The 20,817-nt window shown below is 72.6% G+C and carries 15 protein-coding genes and 1 tRNA gene; 14 read left to right on the top strand and 2 right to left on the bottom strand.

Features of this window, described 5'->3' with window-relative positions; all coding sequences use genetic code 11:
* A partial coding sequence (locus ABT122_RS13965) for an NACHT domain-containing protein (protein ID WP_351550287.1) occupies positions 1-2,958 on the bottom strand: 2,958 nt, incomplete at its 3' end.
* A gap of 455 nt (positions 2,959-3,413) precedes the next feature.
* A tRNA-Arg gene (locus ABT122_RS13960) sits at positions 3,414-3,485 on the bottom strand.
* Between the two features lie 151 nt (positions 3,486-3,636).
* On the opposite strand from ABT122_RS13960, the gene ABT122_RS13955 reads away from it, so the two are divergent.
* The 14 genes from ABT122_RS13955 to ABT122_RS13890 all read left to right on the top strand — a co-directional run bounded on the left by ABT122_RS13955 (position 3,637) and on the right by ABT122_RS13890 (position 20,360).
* Entirely contained in the window at positions 3,637-4,119 is a 483-nt protein-coding gene (locus ABT122_RS13955; RefSeq protein WP_351550284.1) for a response regulator, read from the top strand.
* A gap of 55 nt (positions 4,120-4,174) precedes the next feature.
* Positions 4,175-5,143 carry an ArgS-related anticodon-binding protein NrtL gene (nrtL, locus tag ABT122_RS13950; RefSeq protein WP_351550281.1) on the top strand — a complete coding sequence of 323 codons (969 nt, stop codon included), beginning with the start codon at positions 4,175-4,177 and terminating at the stop codon, positions 5,141-5,143.
* 10 nt (positions 5,144-5,153) lie between these two features.
* Positions 5,154-6,545: a diaminopimelate decarboxylase gene (gene lysA, locus ABT122_RS13945; protein WP_351550278.1), complete on the top strand. Its 1,392-nt coding sequence runs from the start codon at positions 5,154-5,156 to the stop codon at positions 6,543-6,545.
* Between the two features lie 96 nt (positions 6,546-6,641).
* On the top strand, positions 6,642-7,943 hold the full coding sequence (locus ABT122_RS13940; protein WP_351550276.1) for a homoserine dehydrogenase: 1,302 nt from the start codon (positions 6,642-6,644) through the stop codon (positions 7,941-7,943).
* 7 nt (positions 7,944-7,950) lie between these two features.
* Positions 7,951-9,021 carry a threonine synthase gene (gene thrC / locus ABT122_RS13935; RefSeq protein WP_351550273.1) on the top strand — a complete coding sequence of 357 codons (1,071 nt, stop codon included), beginning with the start codon at positions 7,951-7,953 and terminating at the stop codon, positions 9,019-9,021.
* Positions 9,022-9,487: 466 nt separating this feature from the next.
* Positions 9,488-10,441, top strand: coding sequence for a homoserine kinase (gene thrB / locus ABT122_RS13930; RefSeq protein ID WP_351550271.1), 954 nt, complete (start codon positions 9,488-9,490; stop codon positions 10,439-10,441).
* A gap of 468 nt (positions 10,442-10,909) precedes the next feature.
* On the top strand, positions 10,910-12,955 hold the full coding sequence (gene rho, locus ABT122_RS13925; RefSeq protein WP_351550268.1) for a transcription termination factor Rho: 2,046 nt from the start codon (positions 10,910-10,912) through the stop codon (positions 12,953-12,955).
* Positions 12,956-13,310: 355 nt separating this feature from the next.
* Positions 13,311-15,044 (top strand): trypsin-like serine protease, encoded by a 1,734-nt coding sequence (locus ABT122_RS13920; protein ID WP_351550265.1) that lies wholly within the window; start codon positions 13,311-13,313, stop codon positions 15,042-15,044.
* Positions 15,045-15,330: 286 nt separating this feature from the next.
* Positions 15,331-16,470: an LCP family protein gene (locus tag ABT122_RS13915; RefSeq protein ID WP_351550262.1), complete on the top strand. Its 1,140-nt coding sequence runs from the start codon at positions 15,331-15,333 to the stop codon at positions 16,468-16,470.
* A 167-nt stretch (positions 16,471-16,637) separates the two neighbouring features.
* A complete protein-coding gene (gene rpmE, locus ABT122_RS13910) occupies positions 16,638-16,862 on the top strand; it encodes a 50S ribosomal protein L31 (protein WP_351550259.1) in 225 nt (74 codons plus the stop codon).
* Positions 16,863-17,038: 176 nt separating this feature from the next.
* Positions 17,039-18,118: a peptide chain release factor 1 gene (gene prfA, locus ABT122_RS13905; protein WP_351550256.1), complete on the top strand. Its 1,080-nt coding sequence runs from the start codon at positions 17,039-17,041 to the stop codon at positions 18,116-18,118.
* A gap of 73 nt (positions 18,119-18,191) precedes the next feature.
* Positions 18,192-19,037 (top strand): peptide chain release factor N(5)-glutamine methyltransferase, encoded by an 846-nt coding sequence (gene prmC, locus ABT122_RS13900; RefSeq protein WP_351550254.1) that lies wholly within the window; start codon positions 18,192-18,194, stop codon positions 19,035-19,037.
* Between the two features lie 34 nt (positions 19,038-19,071).
* Positions 19,072-19,719, top strand: a complete 648-nt coding sequence (locus tag ABT122_RS13895) for an L-threonylcarbamoyladenylate synthase (protein ID WP_351550251.1) — start codon at positions 19,072-19,074, stop codon at positions 19,717-19,719.
* Positions 19,716-20,360, top strand: a complete 645-nt coding sequence (locus ABT122_RS13890; RefSeq protein WP_351550248.1) for an arsenate reductase/protein-tyrosine-phosphatase family protein — start codon at positions 19,716-19,718, stop codon at positions 20,358-20,360. Before ABT122_RS13895 ends, ABT122_RS13890 begins: the two co-directional genes overlap by 4 nt.
* Positions 20,361-20,817 lie beyond the last annotated feature (457 nt).

Here is a 20,817-nt window from a genome sequence, read left to right as displayed (position 1 = left end):
ACCGCCGCCGTCCGGGCCGCCCATACACACCCGGGGGGCCCCCGGGCCCGCCCCGGCCGGGGGGCCCCCCGCCCGGTCGGGGGCCCCGGCGGACGGGGCGCCGGGACCGGCGGCCAGGCGCTGCTGGAGCCGCAGATGGCGGAACTCGTACCGCGCGCCCGACTGGCGCAGCACACCCCTGCGGTGCGCCTCCTCCAGGAAGCCCATCAGCCGCCAGGGCGCCCGGCCGGTCAGGGCCAGCCAGATCCTGGCCGCGCCCAGCCGCCCCCAGGCGCTCAGCGCCAGCGCGGATGTGCCGACCGGCACCCACAGCTCGGTGTGCATGGTGCCCAGCGTGCTGCCCCGCCGCAGCGCCGAGATCAGCACCAGACAGACACCGCCCGCGAGCACGGCGGCGATCGCGCTGCGGGCGAGCGTGGCGGCCCGGTCGGTGCGCAGGGTGCTCTGCGGGCTGGTGGCGCGGATCGTGTCGGAGGGGATGTTCAGGGCGCGGTAGACACCGGAGGCGCAGCCGCCGATCGTGCCGAGGAGCACCCCGAACCCCAGGAGCGGAAGCATCGCGTCCTTCACGACACCGGCGACCGGACGGTGCACCACCCAGCGCAGAACGGGATCAGGCAGCATGCTCACCACGTTGTGGGCGTCCACCGGCCGCCCCCGCCAGCCGGGGTCGTCACCCCTCCAGTCGAGCACCCACTGGCCGCCGCGCTGCCGCAGCTCCACCCTTCCCTCGTACGCGTCGACCGCGCCGTCCCAGGACATCGGGGCGCCCTTCGGCACGGCGAACGGCCGCTCCAGCCCCGACCGCCGCACCAGGAGAAGCTCGCGCGGCCCGGTCGAGCTGACGGAGCGGCCGCCCCCGTCCGTCCTGTTCAGCCGCCACGCGTCGAGCACCTCGCCGTCCCGCCGGTCGGGAGCCGAGTGGATCTCGTACGCCGCGAAAGCGCCGGTGACCCCGCCGACGGCGGCCGAGGCGGAGACGCCGATCAGCAGACAGGCGGCGAAGCCCCGCAGCAGCCCCCTCCCGAAGCCGCGCACCACGGCGGCGGGGCCGGTGTACTGCCCCATCACCCGCTCCCCGCGCCGCTGACCGGCGAGACAGAGCAGCGAGCCGGCCACCAGGCAGGTGAGGGCCGGGACCACCTCCGCCCAGTAACCGTAGATCGCGAGTCCGGTGAAGACCATCAGACCGCCGAGCGCGCGCACGGCGCGCGGACCGGTCGGACTGCCCGCCCACGGCAGCCCCAGCGGCAGCGGCCGGCGCGGCAGCCCGGCGACCGCGAACATCATCGCCAGCAGCAGCCCGAAACAGCACCCGTTGAGGAACCAGGAGGCCCGGGGGGTGATCGCACCGCCGAGGCGGAAGCTGATCAGGGGCGGCGCGAACCGGCCGAGCGCCACCGCGACGACCAGGGCGGCGGCGGTCAGTGTCAGGGCCATCCGGGCCAACTGGCGCGGCCCCTGCCGTGACGCGGACGTGGCGGGCAGCAGGAGAGCGAGCCCGAAGGCCAGCCCTGCCAGATCGCCCGCGAAGTTGAACAGGGCGGAGAGCGGGCTGTCCCAGTTGCCGACCACACCGCCTCCGTACACCGCGAGCGGGACCAGCGCCGACGCCGTGGCGATGAGCGCCAGAAGCGCGGGTCCGATCACCCGCAGCGCCCTCGGCATCGCCGCCGGCAGCTCCCACCAGGCGAGCTGCCAGGTGCCGCCGGCTCCGGTGCCGTGGAGCGCCCGCTCCCGGGCCAGGCACTGGAGCCAGCGGTGGGCCGCCTCCGGCCGCCAGACGCCCTCCGTGCCCTCCGCGTCCGCGAAGGCCGCCGGGACGAAGGCGTCCAGCAGATGTCTCTCGATGCTCCCCGCCGTCGGGAAGCGTTCGGTGTCCGCGAGTTCGGCGGGGTCCCTGGAGGTGTCGCCGTAGACCGTGCGCGCCAGCGCGACCATCAGGGGCGAGGCGAGCACCTCGGCCAGGGGCGCGGAGGGCGCGGCGAGGACCGGCGTCCACACCGTGGCGCCCCGGTGGTCCGCCCGCGCCGTGCTCTCCAGATACGCGCCCGCGCCGGCCGGGTCCAGCGGGCGCAGCCGGACGACCTCGGCGGCGGTCAGCACATCGCCGCCGTCCATCGCGCGGGCCCAGTCGGCGGTGCGGCAGGTGAGCAGGACCGGGAGCCGCTCGTCCAGCCCGGCGTTCAGCCGCCGCAGCGCGTCCCGGCGCACGCTCGCCGGGAGTTCGTCGAAGCCGTCGAGCACGGGCAGCACCAGACCCTCGTCCACCAGTTCCCTGGCGAGGGTGCGCTCCCCCCGGACGGCGGCGAGCGGCCGGTACTCCACCGCCAGCCGCTCCGCCAGCCAGCTCTGGAGGGAGGTGGACCGGGGGTCCCAGCTCGCCAGGGTGAAGAGCACCGGCACCGGGCCGCCGGGCCGGCGCGCGGCCAGGACGCCCCGGACGAACTGCACGGCGAGGATGGTCTTCCCCGCCCCCGGCTCGCCCAGCACCACCAGCCGGCCGGCGGGCAGCGACCCGAAGATCTCGACGATGCGCTCCAGCCGCTGGTCGGCGTCGCGGGGCGCGGGCAGCGGCCGTCCGCGGTCGATGTTCCGGCGGTGGTCGGCGAGCGGCGGGCCGACCCGGCGCAGCCCGACATCGAGCGGCGCGGGGTCCTGCAACCGCCGCAGCCGGGCCTCGTTGGCCCACTGGATGTCCACGGCCTCGGCCAGGCCGTCGGCCGCCTGCCGCCGGGTGTCGCACCCGGCCGGGGGCTCGGCCGGCTCCCGCAGCAGATCGCTCGCGAAGGCGCAGACCGCGACGACCGCGGAGACGGCCGAGAGCCACATGGAGGTGGCGTCGATGCCGTTCTCGCCCCGGGCCACGAGCGCGAACCCCAGCGCGACCAGCCCCCCGGCCACCACCCAGAGCCCGACCCGCCGCTGCACACCCGCCTGCCGAAGTGCCCCGCGCATACCGCCGCGCTCCCCTGTCCGCGTTCTCCCCGTCCCCGGGGGGAACGACCCGCCGGGCGGCCGGGTGGCGCGCCCGGGGGAGGCGCGCGGAAGCACACGGGGAGGTACACGACCGGCGGGGCGGTACCCCACACGCGACGGGCGCGAATCCGCGTGCCGCGGCCACCGCTCCACCGGGGTGAGGCTCGCCGCCGCGCGAGTGGGTGTCGAGAGGGGATTCGCGCGGCGGCGCACGGCTGAGGAACTGCCCATGCGCCCGCCCCGGAGCGGCTGGACGACTCGCCGTCCCGGCCGTGACGCGGGTGGTGACCGTGCCCGCCGCGGATCTGTCGCGACCGGCGTGAGGCGAACAGGAACGAGAACGCGAGAGAGCGGGAACCAGTGAGACTGGTTCCCGCTCTCTCGTATCGGCATCCGCACCGCTCAGCGACTGACGACCGCTGAGTGATGGCGAGTGCCCCCGGCAGGATTCGAACCTGCGCACACGGCTCCGGAGGCCGTTGCTCTATCCCCTGAGCTACGGGGGCGCGCTGTCCTCGCCGGGCTTGCGCCCTGCGCGGTGACGGGTAGAACACTACCAGCTCCCACAGGGTGCCTGTGAACAGGTATTTCGGGGCCGGGACGGGCGGGGCGGCGGGGTGTGGGAGGGGAGGGGCGGGTCGCCCGCACGGGGTGGAAGTGGGCAAAACCCGGACGCAGCCCCGCCGGGGGTCCTACTCTCGACATGTGTCAGGCGCGTCCGGCCGTGTGCTCGTTGTCGATGACAACCGGGTCATCCGGCAATTGATCAGGGTCAACCTTGAGCTGGAGGGCTTCGAGGTCGTGACCGCGGCCGATGGTGCCGAGTGCCTGGAGGTCGTGCGGCAGGTCCAGCCCGATGTGGTCACGCTGGACGTGGTCATGCCGCGGCTCGACGGCCTCCGTACCGCGGCCCGGCTCCGCGCCGATCCGCTCACCAGCCATCTGCCCGTCGCGATCATCAGCGCGTGCACGCAGTACGAGGTCGAGAGCGGGATGGCCGCCGGGGTCGACGCCTTTCTCGCCAAACCCTTCGAGCCCGCCGCGCTGGTCCTTCTCGTACGGCAGTTGATGCGCCGGGAGGGCCCGCCGTCCGTGGACGGCAGGCATGGGGCGGGGCGGGCCGGGAGCACGCGCGGTTGACCGCATGGCGAAACCGGTTCGCTCAGCGCCCCCCTCCCTCCCCTAGGCTTGTCCCGTGACCCCCGCCGAGCTGTCCCGTACCGTGCTGCACGCCGTGTGCCGCGCGGTGGAGGACGGTGCTCTGGCGGTGCCCGTGCCGGAGCACATCGGCGTGGAGCGCCCCCGGCCCGGCGGGTGCGGGGACTACGCCACCAATGTCGCGCTGCGGCTCGCCCGCGCGGCCGGGCTCCCGCCGCGCGCCGTCGCCGAGACCCTGCGGGAGCGGATCGCCCTCGATCCGGCCATCGCCTCCGTCGAGATCACCGGACCCGGGTTCCTCAACATCACCCTGGGGGAGGGGTCGCAGCGCGACCTCGTCCGGCGTGTGCTGGAGCAGGGACGGGAGTACGGACACCTGCGCCGGCGGGCGGAGCCGGCGGAGCCGGAGGCCGCCGTCACGGACGACGAGACCCGCGCCCGCCTCTGGCGGCAGACCACCGACCGGCTCCGCCGCACCCAGGGCCTCGCTCCCGCCGGCCGGCCGCCTGCCCTCCCCGTCCCCGCGCCCGCCCACGACCCCGGGCTCGGGAGCGACGCCGTGCGCTGGGGGCTGCTCGCCGCCGCCGCCCACGACCGGCCGAGGCTCGGGGCACCGCTGCTGCGGCAGCACGAGAGCAACCCTCTCTTCACCGTCCGGTACGCCCACTCCCGCGCCCGCGCCCTCACCCGCGCGGCCGGGCGGCTCGGCTTCACCTCCGAGCCGGGGGAGTCCTCCGGGGCGCCCGCCGCCCGGCTCGCCGGACTCATCGCGGACTACCCCGGCGTCCTCGCCTCCGCGGCCCGCCTCCACGCGCCCGACCGGCTCGTTCGGCACCTGGAAACCACCGCTGACGCCCTGCTCGCCTTCCAGCACACGGTGCTGCCCTCGGGCGACGAGAAACCCATGGCCGCCCACCGCTCCCGGCTCGCCCTCGCCGAGGCCGCCGGGACGGTGCTGGCCGGCGGCCTGTCCCTGCTCGGCGTCAGCGCACCCGAACATCTGTGAGAGAGACACCATGAGCCGTTCCGCACACCCCGCCGGGCCCCGCTACGCCGATGTGCTCCCCGAGGGCCACTACTCCGCGCCGCCCGCCGACCTGAACCGTCTCGACCCCAAGGTCTGGGCCCGCTCCGTCGGCCGCACCGACGAGGGTGTCGCCACCGTCGGCGGCCTCGAAGTCACCGCCCTGGCCGAGGAGTTCGGCACCCCCGCGTACATCCTGGACGAGTCCGACTTCCGCTCCCGCTGCCGCGCCTGGGCCGAGGCCTTCGGACCGGACGCCGATGTCTTCTACGCGGGCAAGGCGTTCCTCAGCCGCGCCGTGGTGCGCTGGCTCCACGAGGAGGGCCTCAACCTCGATGTGTGCTCCGGCGGCGAGCTGGCCACCGCGCTCGACGCCGGGATGCCCGCGGAGAACATCGCGTACCACGGCAACAACAAGTCGCCCGAGGAGATCGAGCGCGCCATCCGCGCCGGCGTCGGGCGGATCGTGCTCGACTCCTTCCAGGAGATCGTCCGGGTCGCCCACATCGCCCAGGGCCTCGGCCGCCGCCAGCGCGTCCAGATCCGGGTGACGGTCGGCGTCGAGGCCCACACCCACGAGTTCATCGCCACCGCGCACGAGGACCAGAAGTTCGGCATCCCGCTCGCCGGCGGCCAGGCCGCCGAGGCCGTGCGCCGCGCCCTCACCCTCGACGCGCTGGAGGTCGTCGGCCTCCACTCGCACATCGGCTCGCAGATCTTCGACACCTCCGGCTTCGAGGTCGCCGCCCACCGTGTGATCGGACTGCTGAAGGAGATCCGGGACGAGCACGGCGTCGAGCTGCCCGAGATCGACCTCGGCGGCGGCCTCGGCATCGCGTACACCCCCGACGACGACCCGCGTGAACCGCATCACATCGCCAAGGCGCTCCGGGAGATCGTCACCCGCGAGTGCGAGGCCGCCGGACTGCGCACCCCGCGCATCTCCGTCGAGCCCGGCCGGGCCATCGTCGGCCCCTCCGCCTTCACGCTGTACGAGGTCGGCACCATCAAGCCGCTGGCGGGCCTGCGCACCTATGTCAGCGTCGACGGCGGCATGTCGGACAACATCCGCACCGCGCTGTACGACGCCGAGTACTCGGTCGCCCTGGTCTCCCGGGTCTCCGAGGCCGCGCCCATGCTCTCCCGTGTCGTCGGCAAGCACTGCGAGAGCGGTGACATCGTGGTGAAGGACGCTTTCCTGCCGGCCGACCTCGCGCCGGGCGACCTGATCGCCGTGCCCGCGACCGGCGCGTACTGCCGCTCCATGGCCAGCAACTACAACCACGCGCTGCGACCGCCGGTCGTGGCCGTCGGGGACGGCGCGGCGCGGGTGATCGTCCGGCGCGAGACGGAGGAAGATCTCCTGCGTCTCGACGTCGGTTAATTGAGATAGATGTCTCGCATGCCGGACGGGGGATAGAAACTCTCGTCCGGTAGGTGAGACTGGTCCAATCCTGGAAGTAATGAGAAGCGAGGTCGGATGATGCGTACGCGTCCGCTGAAGGTGGCGCTGCTGGGCTGTGGAGTGGTCGGCTCAGAGGTGGCGCGCATCATGACGACGCACGCCGACGACCTCGCCGCGCGCATCGGCGCGCCGGTGGAGCTCGCCGGGGTGGCCGTGCGCCGGCCGTCCAAGGTGCGCGAGGGGATCTCCCCGGAGCTGATCACCACGGACGCCACCGCGCTGGTCAAACGCGGCGACATCGACGTGGTCATCGAGGTCATCGGCGGCATCGAGCCCGCCCGCACCCTGATCACCACCGCCTTCGAGCACGGCGCCTCCGTGGTCTCCGCCAACAAGGCCCTGCTCGCCGAGGACGGCACCACCCTCTACGCCGCCGCCGAGCAGCACGGCCGGGACCTCTACTTCGAGGCCGCCGTCGCCGGCGCCATCCCGCTGATCAGGCCGCTGCGCGAATCCCTCGCCGGCGACAAGGTCAACCGGGTCCTCGGCATCGTCAACGGCACCACCAACTTCATCCTCGACCGGATGGACAACTCCGGCGCCGGCTACTCCGAGGCGCTCGACGAGGCCACCGCGCTCGGCTACGCCGAGGCCGACCCCACCGCCGATGTCGAGGGCTTCGACGCCGCCGCCAAGGCCGCCATCCTCGCCGGGATCGCCTTCCACACCCGCGTACGCCTCGACGACGTGTACCGCGAGGGCCTGACCGAGGTTACCGCCGCCGACATGGCGTCGGCCCGGCGCATGGGCTGCACCGTCAAGCTGCTCGCCATCTGCGAGCGCGCCGCCGACGGCCGGTCCGTCACCGCGCGGGTGCACCCCGCGATGATCCCGCTCAGCCATCCGCTCGCCTCCGTCCGCGAGGCGTACAACGCGGTCTTCGTCGAGGCGGAGGCCGCCGGGCAGCTGATGTTCTACGGCCCCGGGGCGGGCGGCTCGCCGACCGCGTCCGCCGTCCTCGGCGACCTGGTCGCCGTCTGCCGGAACCGGCTCGCCGGGTCCACCGGTCCGGGCGAGTCCGCGTACAGCCGGCTGCCCGTGAGCCCCATGGGCGAGGTGGTCACCCGCTACCACATCAGTCTCGACGTGGCCGACAAGCCTGGCGTTCTCGCCCAGGTCGCGACGGTCTTCGCCGAGCACGGTGTCTCCATCGACACCGTGCGCCAGCAGAGCCGACCAGATGGCGGTGGCGAGGCATCGCTCGTCGTCGTCACCCACCGCGCGCTCGACGCCGCCCTCTCGGGGACCGTCGAGGCGCTGCGCGAGCTCGACACCGTGCGCGGTGTCGCCAGCATCATGCGTGTTGAAGGGGAGTAAAGGACCCATGACCAGCAAGGGCACCCACCAGTGGCGCGGCATCATCGAGGAGTACCGGGACCGTCTTCCGGTCACGGACACAACGCCGGTCGTCACGCTCCGTGAGGGTGGTACGCCGCTCGTCCCCGCTCAGGTCCTCTCCGAGCGCACCGGCTGCGAGGTGCATCTGAAGGTCGAGGGGGCCAACCCCACCGGGTCCTTCAAGGACCGCGGCATGACCATGGCGATCACCCGGGCGAAGGAGGAGGGGGCCCAGGCGGTCATCTGCGCCTCCACCGGCAACACCTCCGCGTCGGCCGCCGCCTACGCGGTGCGCGCCGGGATGGTCTGCGCGGTCCTGGTCCCGCAGGGCAAGATCGCGCTCGGCAAGATGGGCCAGGCGCTGGTCTACGGCTCGAAGATCCTCCAGGTGGACGGGAACTTCGACGACTGTCTGAATCTGGCCAGGAGCCTCTCCGAGAATTATCCGGTGGCGCTGGTCAACTCGGTGAACCCGTACCGGATCGAGGGGCAGAAGACCGCCTCCTTCGAGATCGTGGACGCGCTCGGCGACGCCCCCGACATCCATGTGCTCCCGGTGGGGAACGCCGGAAACATCACCGCGTACTGGAGGGGTTACCGCGAGTACGCCGCCGACGGCCTCTCCACCCGCACGCCGCGCATGTGGGGGTTCCAGGCCTCCGGCTCCGCGCCCATCGTGCGCGGGGAGATCGTCAAGGAGCCGTCGACCATCGCCACCGCGATCCGGATCGGCAACCCGGCCTCCTGGCAGCAGGCGCTGGCCGCGCGGGACGAGTCGGGCGGGTTCATCGACGAGGTGACGGACCGTGAGATCCTGCGCGCCTACCGGCTGTTGGCCTCGCGGGAGGGCGTTTTCGTCGAGCCCGCGTCGGCCGCCTCGGTGGCCGGTCTGCTCAAGGCCGCCGAGGCCGGGAAGGTGGACCCGGGGCAGCGGATCGTCTGCACCGTCACCGGGAACGGCCTGAAGGACCCGGACTGGGCCGTCGCCGGCGCCCCGCAGCCGGTCACCGTGCCGGTCGACGCCGTCGCGGCGGCCGAGCGGCTCGGACTGGCGTAGCGCTCGGGCCGTCCGCCCGGGTTCCGGGCCGGAACCCGGGCGGGAGCCGCCCCCGGGCGGCTCCGGCGCCGAGGTCCCGTACCGAATCGAGGGCGAAGGAAAGCCCTACCCCGGCGGAATCCGCGCCAAGCGGGGCAACGGCGCACGTAGAGGCACAGGAGGCTTGCGACACGCATCGTGCGCCTGCTGTGCGCCCTATGTCGCCGCAGAACCTTCCTTCGATAGGCTGTACCCAACCCGCCCCGCCGCATATGCCGCGGTGCAGTCGCCGTGATGGCCCCCGGGTACGCGTTCCCCCGAATCCAGCAGCACCCCTGACATCCAGCAGCACCCCGCAGACCGAATCCCCCGGAGCCCGCAGCCACGGAGCCGGAACGTCCCGCAGGCCGTAAACGCCTTGTGGCCAAACGTCAGAACACAGAACATCAGAACGTCTCGCAGTCAGAACCAAGGAGTGTCACGAGCGATGGCCGGTCCAGCGTTCCGCGCCGCCGCCGTCCGAGTGCGCGTGCCCGCCACCAGTGCCAATCTCGGCCCGGGCTTCGACGCCCTCGGGCTGTCCCTGGGGCTCTACGACGATGTCGTCGTCCGGGTCGCGGACTCCGGTCTGCACATCGACATCGCCGGTGAGGGCGCGGCCACGCTGCCCCGCGATGAGAACCATCTGCTCGTACGGTCGCTCCGTACGGCCTTCGACCTGCTCGGCGGGCAGCCGCGCGGGCTGGAGGTCGTCTGCGCCAACCGCATCCCGCACGGCCGCGGACTGGGGTCCTCGTCGGCCGCCATCTGCGCCGGAATCGTCGCCGCCCGCGCGGTGACCATAGGAGGCGACACCCGACTGGACGAAACCGCCCTGCTGGAACTCGCCACCGAGATCGAGGGGCATCCCGACAACGTCGCCGCCTGTCTGCTGGGCGGCTTCACCCTCGCCTGGACCGACTCCGGAGCCGCGCGCGCCATCAGGATGGAGCCCGCCGATTCCGTCGTTCCGGTGGTTTTCGTGCCCGAGAAGCCGGTGCTCACCGAGACGGCCCGCGGACTGCTCCCGCGGACCGTCCCGCATGTGGACGCCGCCGCGAACGCCGGTCGCGCGGCCTTGCTCGTCGAGGCTCTGACCAGGCGTCCCGAGCTTCTGCTGCCCGCCACGGAGGACCGGCTCCACCAGGAGTACCGCGCCCCGGCGATGCCGCAGAGCGTCGACCTGGTCAACCGACTGCGCGCCGACGGCGTCCCCGCGGTCATCTCCGGCGCGGGCCCCACCGTGCTCGCGCTGGCCGAGGAGAGCGCGGCCGACAAGGTCGCGCGACTCGCCGGTGAGGGATGGGCGGCCAACCGGCTCGCCTTCGACACCGCGGGGGCGAGCGTACTGCCGCTCACCCCGGCCGGCGCCGCCTCGTCCGGCGGCGAGATCCCCGCGTAGTCATGCGCGACCACCGGCCGACAGTGGCCGATAAGGCCCGTCGATACGTACCGATGCGCAGTGATGCGCGGTGATTCAGCGTGACACGAGATTGCCGGTGGTGGAGAGGGGGAATGTTTGTTGGAGCCGGTAGTGTTAACCTCAAGTCTGCACCCGAAGCCTTTGCGGCTCGGAGCTTCGTGTCCCGATTCGGGACCGCCAATTCTTCCGGGAGCCTCCCCAACTGCCTGAGCAGCCTGCCTGAGCAGTTTCGAGCACGCTCCGGAACCGGCACGACACCTCCCGCTCCGCCACAAGTGGGCCGAGCAGGGGGACCTCGGGCCGGACTTGCATGTATCTGACTCTCCGCCGCACCACATCCGGCGGGGACCACCGCCCCGGCACGGTCCGCTCAGAGAGACCGCCGTCGGACAGCACAACCGGTCGCCGAGCCAGAAGGCCGACGTCCGCTCCAGGGAAGGACCCTTCGTGAGCGACACCACCGATCTGATGGGCGTGAGCGCCGACAACACCGTCGACACCTCCGCGCCCGCCGCAGGTGCTGCCTCCGGCACCACCTCACGGCGCCGCCGTTCCGGCACCGGCCTTGAGGGCATGGTCCTGGCCGAGCTGCAGCAGGTCGCGTCCGGCCTCGGCATCAGGGGCACCGCGCGTATGCGCAAGAGCCAGCTGATCGAGGTCATCAAGGAGGCGCAGGCCGGCGGCGGAGCCGCCAAGGCCACGGCCTCGGGGGACTCGGCCGCCAAGAGCGCCGAGACCAAGCCGAAGCGCCGCGCCACCTCCAAGGCGCGTACGGGTGACACGGCCGCCGCCGCCGAGCCCGCCCCGGCCGCCGCCGAGAAGGCCGCCGCCCAGCAGCAGATCGACATTCCCGGCCAGCCCGCCAGCGACGACCAGCCGGCCGGCGAGCGCCGCCGCCGACGCGCCACCGCGCAGGCGGGCAGCCCGGAGGTCCAGGCCGAGGCCCGGACCGAGACCGCCGCTGTCGACGTCAAGGAGAAGGACGGCGCCCAGCCGGACGCCAAGGCGGACGCCGCCGTCTCCGCCTCCGCCCAGGACGGCGAGGGCCGGCGCGAGCGCGGCCAGCGCGGTGACCGCGGCGACCGTGGTGACCGGGGCGAGCGCGGCGACCGCCGTGAGCGCCAGCGCGACCGCCGCGGCGGCAAGAGCGACGACCAGCAGCAGAGCGGCCAGCGCCAGCAGCAGGGCGGCCAGCGCCAGCAGCAGCCGGGTGGCGGCAGCGCCGCCCAGCAGCAGCAGGACGATGACGACTTCGAGGGCGGCCGCCGCGGCCGCCGGGGCCGTTACCGCGACCGCCGCGGCCGTCGTGGCCGTGACGAGTTCACGAGTGAGCCGCAGGTCTCCGAGGACGACGTCCTGATCCCCGTCGCGGGCATCCTGGACATCCTCGACAACTACGCGTTCATCCGTACGTCGGGCTACCTCCCGGGCCCCAACGACGTCTACGTCTCCCTCGCCCAGGTCCGCAAGAACGGTCTGCGCAAGGGCGACCACGTCACCGGCGCGGTCCGCCAGCCCAAGGACGGCGAGCGCCGCGAGAAGTTCAACGCGCTCGTCCGGCTGGACTCGGCCAACGGCATGGCGGCCGAATCCGGCCGCGGCCGCCCGGAGTTCAACAAGCTCACCCCGCTCTACCCGCAGGACCGGCTCCGGCTGGAGACCGACCCGGGCGTGCTGACCACGCGGATCATCGACCTGGTGTCGCCGATCGGCAAGGGCCAGCGAGGTCTGATCGTGGCCCCGCCGAAGACCGGCAAGACCATGATCCTCCAGGCCATCGCCAACGCCATCACGGTCAACAGCCCCGAGTGCCATCTGATGGTCGTCCTCGTCGACGAGCGCCCGGAAGAGGTCACCGACATGCAGCGGTCGGTGAAGGGCGAGGTCATCTCCTCGACCTTCGACCGCCCGGCCGAGGACCACACCACCGTCGCCGAGCTGGCCATCGAGCGCGCCAAGCGCCTGGTGGAGCTGGGTCACGACGTGGTCGTCCTGCTGGACTCCATCACCCGCCTGGGCCGTGCGTACAACCTCGCGGCCCCCGCCTCCGGACGCATCCTCTCCGGTGGTGTCGACTCGACCGCGCTCTACCCGCCGAAGCGCTTCTTCGGCGCCGCGCGCAACATCGAGGACGGCGGCTCGCTGACCATCCTGGCCACCGCGCTGGTCGACACCGGCTCGCGCATGGACGAGGTGATCTTCGAGGAGTTCAAGGGCACCGGCAACATGGAGCTCAAGCTCGACCGGAAGCTCTCGGACAAGCGGATCTTCCCCGCGGTGGACGTGGACGCGTCCAGCACCCGCAAGGAGGAGATCCTCCTCGGCAGCGAGGAGCTGGGCATCGTCTGGAAGCTGCGCCGGGTGCTGCACGCGCTCGACCAGCAGCAGGCGATCGAGCTGCTGCTCGACAAGATGAAGCAGACGAAGTCCAACGCGGAGTTCCTGCTCCAGATCCAGAAGACGACCCCGTCGTCGGGCAACAACAACGACTGACGCACGTCAGCGTCGGACCGCCCCGTCACCGCTCAGGTGACGGGGCGGTCTCATTTCCCGGGGATTTCCGGGGGATTTCCCGGGAAAAGGCGTATCCGGCTGGCCAACGCCTCATAGGGGCACATACGATCGATCAATCCAGGTGGGGGGTTCCAGGGGGATTCCTGGGGGATTTCCGCAGCGCCGGGGTGGATCGCCGCGCCCATGAGGCCCGCGCCGCCGCCCGGACTGCCCGACACTCTTCGCGCCCCGCCACCACCCTCTCCCGGTGGGGCACTCGCGCCCCACCGACCCGACACCCCGAGGTGGTCACCGAGTGCCCAACCGCTCACGTGCCGGCCGGCCGCAGCGCCGGATGAGACATGAGATACCCGCGGTCGCGACCGTGCTGGCCCTGGCCGGCACCGGTCTGCTGGCCTCCGGCGCCCAGGCGGCCGAGCCCGTCCCCGCGCCGACCCCCGCCGCGGCACCGCAGCAGACCGGCGCGCCGTCGCCGCGGGAGCTGACCGAGCGGGTGGCCGACACCCTGAAGGTCCTCCGCTCCGCCGACCGGCCCGCCACCCGGCCGAGCCCGCGGGCCGCCAAGCAGCAGCCCGCGTCCGGCCCCAGCGCCCGCATCATCGGCGGCAAGCACGCCTCGATCGCCTCCGCGCCGTGGATGGCCCAGCTCTACTTCACGGACGCCTGGGGCGACTCCTACTCCTGCGGTGGCGCCGTGATCGCCCCCACCAAGGTCGTCACCGCCGCGCACTGCGTCGACGGCATCAACTGGAAGCGCGACGGCGCGATCGTCACCGGCGCCGACCGGGTGCCCACCGAGTCCGGCAGCGGCCTGAATCTGCACGGCGGGCAGCTCAGTTCCGTACAGCGCCAGTGGCAGCACGCGAAGTACGACGACTGGTCGCTCAACAACGACGTCGCCGTGCTGACCCTGGCCGCGCCCGTCAAGGCCAAGCCGCTGCCCATCATGAAGTCGGGTGACACCGGGCTCTACAAGGCCGGCACCGACGGCAAGGTGTACGGCTGGGGCCTCACCGGCTCCGGCCCGGGCGCCCAGGGCTCCGACCGGCTGAAGGTCGCCGACGCCGACGCCCAGTCCGACGCCAACTGCAAGAAGGCGTACGGATCGAACTTCAAGGCGGGCACGATGTACTGTGCCGGCCGCGCGCCCACCGGCAAGGACAGCACCTCCGAGACCAGCTGCAACGGCGACTCCGGCGGCCCGCTGGTGGCCGGCGGCCGGCTCGTCGGCATCGTCTCCTGGGGCGACCTCAACTGCTCCGCCAAGGGCAAGTACGGCGTCTACGCCAAGGTCAGCGCCTACCAGGCGCAGTTCCGCGCCCGGGCCGCCGACACCAACTGGAGCGGCGACCAGTACGCGGACCTGCTGGCCCGCACCGGCAAGACGCTGTACGCCTGGAACACCAAGAGCGGCAAGACCCTCGCCCGGGGCGCGAACCTCGGCGACTTCAGCGGCGTGAACCTGATGGTCCAGGCCGACCTGAACCGCGACGGCCGGCAGGAGCTGCTCTACCGCTCCTCCGCGGGCGGCGACGTGTACTGGGCCAACGGCTCCGCCCAGCCCAAGCTCGTGACCACCCACTGGCGCAGCCACAAGCAGATCCTGGTCCCCGGTGACCTCACCGGCGACGAGATCGCGGACGTCGTGGTCGTCACCACCTCGGGCAGCGCCTGGATGTACCCGGGCAAGGGCAACGGCACCTTCGGCACCTCCGTCAAGGTCGGCACCGGCTGGAACGAATACAGCATGGTCCGGGGCCGCGGCGACTTCACCGGCGACGGCAAGGCCGATGTCCTCGGCCATGTCCACGGCGGCAAGATCTACGTCCACAAGGGAACCGGCGACGCCAAAAAGCCGTTCTCGGGCCGTGTCCAGATGGGCACCCACAGTGGTCTCAACGCGCTGGCCACCACCGGTGACGTCAACGCCGACGGCCACGCCGATCTGCTCGCCCGCGACATGAAGGGCAAGCTCTGGCTCTACCCGGGCAGCGGCACGTCCTCCGCGATCCTCGGCAAGCGTTCCGAGGTCGCGAGCGGTCTCTCCGGCTACAACCTCTTCGGCTGATCCGCACGGACCGGCCCGTGCGGCACTGATCCGTACGGCGCCGCGTCCGTACCCCCGTGCCCACCGTGCCCACCGCGCTCCCCGCGCTCCCCGCGCGGTGGGCACGGTCCGTTTCCCCCCGGCTCCGCTCCGGGGCCGTTTTCTCACCCTGTTCTCAGCCGCCCGTGCAACCCTTTCCCTCCCCGAGCGGTCTCCCCGGTAGCGGAGCAAGAATTGACAGCACGCACCCGCCGGGCGTGGCCGGCCCGCCAGGGGGCAGCTGAGGAGCAGGAGCCGAAGGAGGCCCATGGGCGAGCAGAGCGGCAGCGGAGGCCGGATAGGCGGCCGTGCCGGGCGGGGCCGCGGAACCGGCTCAGCCGGGCGCCGGGCCGGGCGCCTCACCGTCTGGGCGCTGGCCGGGCTGCTCCTCGCCGGCGGCGCGGGCGCGGGCTATGTGTATGTCACGCTCGACGGCAACATCGAGGGCATCGACATCAACGCCCGGCTCGGCACCGACCGCCCGGAGGACATCGACAACGGCTCCCTGGACATCCTCGTCCTCGGCTCCGACTCCCGCTCCGGCTCCAACGCGCGGTACGGCGGCGACGAGGGCGGCGCCCGCTCCGACACCGCGATGGTGGTGCACCTGCACGACGGCCGCGAGAAGGCGAGCGTGGTCTCCATCCCGCGCGACACCCTCATCACCCGCCCCGCGTGCACCGACGACGACGGCGGAACCGTCCCCGCCGAGAACCGGGCGATGTTCAACACGGCCTACGAGGTCGGCGGGCCCGCCTGCGCCGTGAAGACGGTCGAACGCATGTCCGGCATCCGGATGGACCACTACATCGAGGTCGATTTCTCCGGCTTCAAGAAGCTCATCGACGAGCTGGGCGGGGTGCGCGTCACCACCAGCGAACCGATCAGGGACCCGAAGAGCCGTCTCGACCTCGCCGCCGGCACCCACACCCTCGACGGGGAGCAGTCCCTCGGCCTCGTACGGACCCGCAAGAGCGTCGGCGACGGCAGCGACCTCGGCCGCATCCAGCTCCAGCAGGCCTTCATGAAGGCCTTCCTCGCCCAGGTCAAGGACGTGGGCGTGGTCTCCGACCCCACCAGGCTGCTGGACATCGCCAACACCGCCACCCAGGCCATCACCCCCGACTCGGAGCTGGACTCCGTACCCGAGCTGATGAGCTTCGCGCGGGGGCTCAGCGGCCTCAGCCCCTCGGACGTCGACATGGTGACCCTGCCGGTGGAGTACGACCCGGTGAACCCCAACCGGGTGATCCCGCTCAGGGGCGCCGCCCAGCAGGTCTGGACCGCCCTCGGGCTCGACCGGCCCATCCCCGCCGCCGCCCTGAAGGACTCCGCGGGCGACAAGGGCGACGCGGGCACCCTCGTACAGGACAGCCCTCCGCGCCGCACCCAGGAAGCCGCCCCCTGAGCCCCCTCCCCGGGGAGGCGGCCCTCCGCGGGGCCCCGGGAATAGTGGGGCGCCCACCCCGGTTTTGGGAGATACGCCCAGTCCTGGCAGACTGGTACGTCGGCCCCGGTTCACGCACGGGCAATCCGCCCGGGCGACCCGGCGCCCTCCCGAAACTAGGAGACACCTTGAAGCGCGACATCCACCCCGAGTACATCGAGACCCAGGTCAGCTGTACCTGTGGCGCCTCGTTCACCACTCGCAGCACCCTCGACACCGGCGCCATCCGCGCCGAGGTCTGCTCCGAGTGCCACCCGTTCTACACGGGCAAGCAGAAGATCCTCGACACCGGTGGCCGCGTGGCCCGCTTCGAGGCCCGCTTCGGCAAGGCTGCCGGCTCCGCCAAGAAGTAGCGAGCCAACAGCGCCGGTTTCCGGCCGCCCCCACACGGGCGGCCGGGACCGGCGCTTTGCCGTCCCGCACACGGTGGTCCGCACCGCCGCCGGGACCCCGCGGCACCAGCCGCTGACAGCCCGGGTATGCGCAGTGCCGTCCCGCGGGAAACGTCGTACGACACCAGGAGCCATCGATGTTCGAGGCGGTCGAGGAACTGATCGGCGAGCACGCCGACCTTGAGAAGAAGCTTGCCGACCCGTCCGTCCACGCGGACCAGGCCAACGCGCGCAAGCTCAACAAGCGGTACGCGGAGCTGACCCCGATCGTCGGCACCTACCGCTCCTGGAAGCGGACCGGCGAGGACATCGAGACCGCCCGGGAGTTCGCCGCCGACGACCCCGACTTCGCCGCCGAGGTCAAGGAGCTGGAGAAGCAGCGCGAGCAGCTCACCGAGAAGCTCCGGCTGCTGCTGGTGCCCCGCGACCCCAGCGACGACAAGGACGTCATCCTGGAGGTCAAGGCCGGTGCCGGAGGCGACGAGTCCGCCCTCTTCGCCGGCGATCTGCTGCGGATGTATCTGCGCTACGCCGAGCGCGTCGGCTGGAAGACCGAGATCATCGACTCCACCGAGTCCGAGCTGGGCGGCTACAAGGACGTCCAGGTCGCCGTGAAGACCAAGGGCGGCCAGGGCGCCACCGAGCCCGGCCAGGGCGTCTGGGCCCGGCTCAAGTACGAGGGCGGGGTGCACCGCGTCCAGCGCGTGCCCGCCACCGAGTCCCAGGGCCGCATCCACACCTCCGCCGCCGGTGTGCTGGTCACACCCGAGGCCGAGGAGATCGACGTCGAGATCAACGCCAACGACCTGCGGATCGACGTCTACCGCTCCTCCGGGCCCGGCGGCCAGTCCGTCAACACCACCGACTCCGCCGTGCGCATCACCCATCTGCCCACCGGTGTCGTCGCCTCCTGCCAGAACGAGAAGAGCCAGCTCCAGAACAAGGAGCAGGCCATGCGTATCCTGCGCTCCAGGCTGCTCGCCGCGGCCCAGGAGGAGGCCGAGAGCAAGGCCGCGGACGCGCGCCGCAGCCAGGTCCGCACCGTGGACCGCTCCGAGAAGATCCGTACGTACAACTTCCCGGAGAACCGCATTTCGGACCACCGCGTCGGCTTCAAGGCGTACAACTTGGACCAGGTGCTCGACGGAGAGCTCGACGCCGTGATCCAGGCCTGCGTGGACGCCGATTCCGCCGCCAAGCTCGCCGCCGCGCAGTAGTACCCACGACCGCGAGTACCCACGACCGCGCAGTAGCCCCAGAACGCTCCCGTACGAACCGGGTGGAGGACCAGTGAACCTGCTGCTTGCCGAGGTGGCCCAGGCCACCCAGCGGCTGGCCGACGCCGGCGTGCCGTCCCCGCGCTTCGACGCGGAGGAGCTGGCCGCGTTCGTCCACGGAGTGAAGCGGGGCGAGCTGCACACCGTCAAGGACGCCGACTTCGACGCCCGCTACTGGGAGACCGTCGCCCGCCGGGAGGCGCGCGAACCGCTCCAGCACATCACCGGGCGCGCCTTCTTCCGCTATCTGGAGCTCCAGGTCGGCCCCGGTGTCTTCGTGCCCCGGCCCGAGACCGAGTCGGTCGTGGGCTGGGCCATAGACGCGGTACGCGCGATGGACGTCGTCGAACCGCTCATCGTCGACCTCTGTACGGGCTCCGGGGCCATCGCCCTGGCCATGGCGCAGGAGGTCCCGCGCTCCCGGGTGCACGCCGTCGAACTCTCCGACGACGCGCTCGGCTGGGCCCGCAAGAACGCCGACGGCTCCCGGGTCACCGTCCACCAGGGCAACGCGCTCACCGCCCTGCCCGAACTGGACGGCCAGGTCGACCTGGTGATCTCCAACCCGCCGTACATCCCGCTCACCGAGTGGGAGTACGTCGCCCCCGAGGCCCGCGACCACGACCCGGAGATGGCCCTGTTCTCCGGCGAGGACGGCCTCGACACCATCCGCGGCATCGAGCGCACCGCCCACCGGCTGCTGCGCCCCGGCGGCCTCGTCGTCATCGAGCACGCCGACACCCAGGGCGGCCAGGTGCCGTGGATCTTCAGCGAGGAATCCGGCTGGGCGGACGCGGCCGACCACCCCGATCTCAACAAGCGCCCGCGCTTCGCCACCGCCCGCAAGGCGATGCCGTGACGACGACCGTGTACGTGTACGAGGAGGCCCCCTGATGGCTCGGCGATACGACTGCAACGACGCGAGCGACCGCGCGACCGGCCTGCGCGAGGCCGTGTCGGCGGTACGCCGCGGTGAGCTGGTCGTGCTGCCCACCGACACCGTCTACGGCGTCGGCGCGGACGCCTTCGGCTCGGAGGCGGTGGCCGATCTGCTGGCCGCCAAGGGGCGCGGCCGGAATATGCCGACGCCGGTTCTCATCGGCTCCCCGAATACCCTCCACGGGCTGGTCACGGACTTCTCCGAGCAGGCCTGGGAGCTGGTCGACGCCTTCTGGCCGGGGGCGCTCACCCTGGTCGCCCGGCACCAGCCGTCGCTCCAGTGGGATCTGGGGGACACCCGGGGCACCGTCGCGATCCGGATGCCGCTGCACCCGGTCGCGATCGAGCTGCTCACCGAGACCGGGCCGATGGCGGTCTCCTCCGCCAACCTCACCGGGCACCGGTCGCCGGAGGACTGCGACGCCGCGCAGGAGATGCTCGGCGACTCGGTCTCCGTCTACCTCGACGGCGGTCCGACCCCCGGGATCGTCCCGTCCTCGATCGTCGATGTCACCGGCGAGCTCCCGGTCCTGCTGCGGGCCGGCGCGCTCGACGCGGACGAGCTGCGCAAAGTCGTACCCGACCTCGAGGTGGCCCCTTGATCGTCCCCGAGGGGCGTGGCATAGGCACGGAGCACTGCTTCCGCATCCTCCACGTCAGCACCGGCAATGTCTGCCGCTCGCCGATCACCGAGCGGCTGACCAGGCATGCCCTGAGCGACCGCCTGGGCTCCCTGGTGAGCAGCGGGCTCGTGGTGGAGAGCGCGGGGACCTGGGGGCACGAGGGGGCCCCGATGGAGGCCAACGCGGAGATCGTGCTCGCCGATTTCGGGGCGGACGCGAGCGGGTTCGTGGGGCGGGAGCTGCTGGACGAGCATGTGATCCGGGCGGATCTGGTGCTCACGGCGACCCGGGACCACCGGGCGCAGGTGATCTCGATGGGGCACTCGGCGGGGCTGCGGACCTTCACGCTGAAGGAGTTCACCCGGCTGGTGCGGGCGATCGATCCGGCGACGCTGCCGGACGCGCGCGACGAAGGGGTGGTGGAGAGGGCGAGGGCGCTGGTGAGGGCGGCGGCGGCGCTGCGGGGGTGGTTGTTGGCTCCGAGCCCGGACGCGGATGAGGTGTACGACCCGTACGGGGCGCCGATCACCTTCTTCCGCTCGATCGGGGACGAGATCAACCAGGCCCTGGACCCGGTGGTCACGGCCCTCACGGGCATCCCGGCTCCCACCTGCCGCTAGGCCGTCCCTTTCGGCTCGGGCCGGGCTCGCGGGCCCTGGCCCTGGCACGCGCCTCGCGGTCGCCGGCGCCGGGGCGTGGGCTCCGTCCTCCGTCTCGCGACCCAGGACCCCGCTCACCGACCCGACCCGATCCGAGAGCCCCCCACCCTCCCGGGGCCCTCGCGCCTCCATCGCCGGCGGGGCTCGGGCGCGCTGCCCCGCCGTCTCCACCGCCCCACCCGAGGACGGCAACCCGGGCGATTTCAGCCTGTCCGGCGTGTGAGGACGGCCCCTGTGCGACAGGGGTGGCCCGAGCATTCTCAGCCCGTCCGGCGTGTGAGGGCGGCCCCGGCGTCAGGGGTGGCCCGAGCATTCTCAGCCTGTCCGGCGTGTGAGGGCGGCCCCGGCGTCAGGGGTGGCCCGAGCATTCTCAGCCCGTCCGGCGTGTGAGGGCGGCCCCGGCGTCAGGGGTGGCCCG

This window comes from Streptomyces sp. NPDC001985, assembly GCF_040296845.1.
GTDB lineage: Bacteria > Actinomycetota > Actinomycetes > Streptomycetales > Streptomycetaceae > Streptomyces.
This window is presented reverse-complemented; position numbering and strand designations above follow the sequence as displayed.